The sequence below is a fragment of the Mycobacterium sp. genome (assembly GCF_008709575.1).
Lineage (GTDB): Bacteria > Actinomycetota > Actinomycetes > Mycobacteriales > Mycobacteriaceae > Mycobacterium.
In genome coordinates this window covers 1-2,872 of the sequence record NZ_VYIK01000122.1, presented here as the reverse complement: position 1 = coordinate 2,872, position 2,872 = coordinate 1, and the positions used below count along the sequence as shown (strand labels likewise).

The window sequence follows — 2,872 nt, the reverse complement described above, 5'->3', positions numbered from 1 at the left end:
CGCCAGCTGGTTGGTGATGCCGCCGTGGTGGTGCAGCCGGTGGTGATAGGGCACATCACCAGCACCAGGTTTCCTGACTTGGCTCACGTTTCCGGGTTTTTTGACCGTTAGCTGTTTGACCTGCTGGTTTGGGTGCCGCGTGGCCGGGATTTGCGCACTAATTTTGGGTTCGTAGGCTGCCTGGGTGGCGTATGTCCGCACCGTGAAGACCGCATCCGGGGCGGTCGCGGTACAAGTCGTGTGGTCCTCGCGGCGCGGAGCCCGCCAGATCGAGCACATCGGCTCAGCCCACGATGCCGCGGAAGTGGCCGTGTTGAAAGCAGCCGCCGCCCAGCGGTTGACCGCGGGCCAACAAGTGCTGGACCTGGGTGTGCAGGCCCCGGCTGGAACTGAGCCGCTGCCGATCACCTCGTCGCAGGCGGCTCATTTGTGGGACGCCCTGTGCACAGCCTACAGAGTGCTTGGATTTGAGTCAGCGACCAAAGGCGACAACGTATTTCGTGACCTGACGCTGGCCAGGATCATCGAACCGGCCAGCAAGCTCGACACCGCCCGGGTACTCAATGAGATCGGAATACCCGCGGCCTCGTATGCCACGCTCAAACGCCGCCTGCCGACCTATGCCAAACCCAGCTGGCGCCAAGCACTGGCCAAGGCCTGCGCCGCGCACGCCGGGTTGGGGCCAACCTCGCTGGTGCTCTTCGATGTGTCCACGCTGTACTTCGAGACCGATAGCGGCGATGGATTCCGCGAAACCGGTTTTTCCAAGGAACGACGCCTCGAACCCCAGATTGTTCTCGGCTTACTCACCGACGCATCAGGATTCCCGTTGACAGTGGAAGCATTCGAGGGCAACAAGGTCGAGACCGCGACTATGCTGCCGGTCATCAACGCCTTCAAAACCGCACACGGCCTCACTGATGTCACGATAGTCGCCGATGCCGGGATGATCTCCGAAGCCAACCAGATCGCGCTGCACGCTGCGGGTTTGCGGTTCATCCTGGGCACCCGTATCCCACATCTGCCCGGTGTGGTCAGCGAATGGCAGGCCCAACACCCCGGCGAGACGGTTCCCGATCAGCTGGTGCTGACCCAACCCTGGCCGGCCAGCTCGACCGAGAAGACCCGCGGTGTCCCTGACCGGATGATCTACTACCAGTACCGTGTTGACCGGGCCAGGCGCACCCTGCACGGTATCGATGAGCAGATCGCCAAAGCCGAACGGGCCGTCGCCGGAAAAGCCCCGGTCAAACGCAACCGCTACATCCAGCTCACCGACGCCGCTACAACGGTCAACCGGGAGTTGGAAGCCAAAAACCGCGCCCTGGCCGGGTGGAAGGGCTACACCACCAACCTGACCGACCAAACCCCTGACTTCGTCATCAGCGCCTACCACCAGCTGTGGCACATCGAGAAAAGCTTCCGAATGTCCAAGCACGACCTGGCTGCCAGACCCATCTACCATCGGCTACGCGACTCCATCGAAGCGCACCTGAGCATCGTCGTCACCGCGCTGGCTGTCAGCCACTGGATCGAACGCCAAACCGGCTGGAGTATAAAGAAATTCATACGCACCGCCCGTCGCTATCGGACTATCACCATCCAAGCCGGCGACCACACCCTCACTGCCGCACACCCACTACCCGACGACCTCCACCAAGCCCTCACCGCCATCGGCGACGCAACTGCGCACTAAATTGAGCCAAGTCGGGTCGCGGTCACGTAGCCGGGATCGGGTTGCGGGTTCAACGTGCCGCCCATGATGAACGCTGTCTCGTCGGACGGGTCTCCGGCGTGGGCCGCGCCCGCAGTCGTCACCGATGCCAACGACAACAGTCCGGCACTGCATGCCGCCGGCAGTGCGACGATGAGTCGGCGGCATACCCGAAGTGTCATTGACGGCTCCTCATCGCGTGGCGCTACCGGGACTGTATAACCGGTGGGCGCCGCAAGGCGGAAATCGGCGAAGCCCGGGCCCGCAGTGCAGCCCGCTCTGCTGGTGCGCCGGCGCCGGGATAGGCAGCGGCCGCGGGTTGCCGCCGCTGCCGCACGAGCGGCTTACCGCCGTGATGCACCAGCCACACTCCGGAGTGGAGCTAAGGGGACTCGAACCCTGACCCCCACACTGCCAGGATGAAAGCGACTGTTCTGCGCCGTTTTACAGTGTCGCCAGAGTGGCGATCTGTCCAGCAAGACGAAAAATTCTCATGCTGATGTGTCCAGCGTGTGCTAGCGGGTCGTCGCGTGTCGTAGGACATCGTTAGGACACGACGAACACAGGTTCGCAGTTTGTTAGCCTCCGGTTCCACACTCGGCCCGCACAGGCCTCAATCGAAGTTGATGCGGCACGCCCCTGCCGTTTCTGCGGATCGCTTCGCGTGTCCGTGGTTGTGCCTTTAGGCGATTTGAATGCGTTCGTCGCCAAGATCGACTTCGATGCGGAGCTGGCCGCCGAGGGCGTCGACATAGCGGCGCAGGGTGTCGACCTGAGTGTGTCCGACCTCACCGCGTTCCAGGGCACTGACGCGGTTTTGGCTAACGTGCAACAGATCGGCCAGTTGGGTCTGGGTGAGTCCTTGGGACTCGCGCAGTTCGCGCAGGGCGTAGCCACGCGGTTCGCGGCGCATGCGGGCTTTATGGGCGTCGACGGCGGCGCGGTTGACCGGGCGCTTTTTGAGCCAGTCGTCGAGTGTGGTCATCGGCGTTTGCGTCCTTTCTGGTGCTTGGTTTGCTTCAGCTTGTTCAGGTGTGTGTCGAACAGCTCGTCGGCGATGGGGATGTTTTGGTCGTACCAGCGTTTCCATTTGCCTTGCTTGTCGGCTCTTGTGACGTTGTAGTGGGTTCGTGACCTGGGGATTTGGGGCGCAACGCC

4 protein-coding genes are annotated in these 2,872 nt (G+C 62.7%); 1 reads left to right on the top strand and 3 read right to left on the bottom strand.

What is annotated here, in order from left to right; translation table 11 throughout:
- Positions 1 to 201, bottom strand: a 201-nt coding sequence (locus F6Q13_RS17060; protein ID WP_293059085.1) for a hypothetical protein, incomplete at its 3' end; no start/stop codon positions are given.
- Between F6Q13_RS17060 and F6Q13_RS17055 the strand changes: the two genes are divergently transcribed.
- Complete coding sequence (locus F6Q13_RS17055) at positions 185 to 1,696, top strand: IS1634 family transposase (RefSeq protein ID WP_293059083.1); 1,512 nt, start codon at positions 185 to 187, stop codon at positions 1,694 to 1,696. The genes F6Q13_RS17060 and F6Q13_RS17055 overlap by 17 nt on opposite strands.
- Here F6Q13_RS17055 and F6Q13_RS17050 read toward each other — a convergent pair.
- Complete coding sequence (locus F6Q13_RS17050) at positions 1,693 to 1,896, bottom strand: hypothetical protein (protein ID WP_293059081.1); 204 nt, start codon at positions 1,894 to 1,896, stop codon at positions 1,693 to 1,695. The genes F6Q13_RS17055 and F6Q13_RS17050 overlap by 4 nt on opposite strands.
- A 500-nt stretch (positions 1,897 to 2,396) precedes the next feature.
- Complete coding sequence (locus F6Q13_RS17045; RefSeq protein ID WP_293059079.1) at positions 2,397 to 2,699, bottom strand: helix-turn-helix domain-containing protein; 303 nt, start codon at positions 2,697 to 2,699, stop codon at positions 2,397 to 2,399.
- Positions 2,700 to 2,872 lie beyond the last annotated feature (173 nt).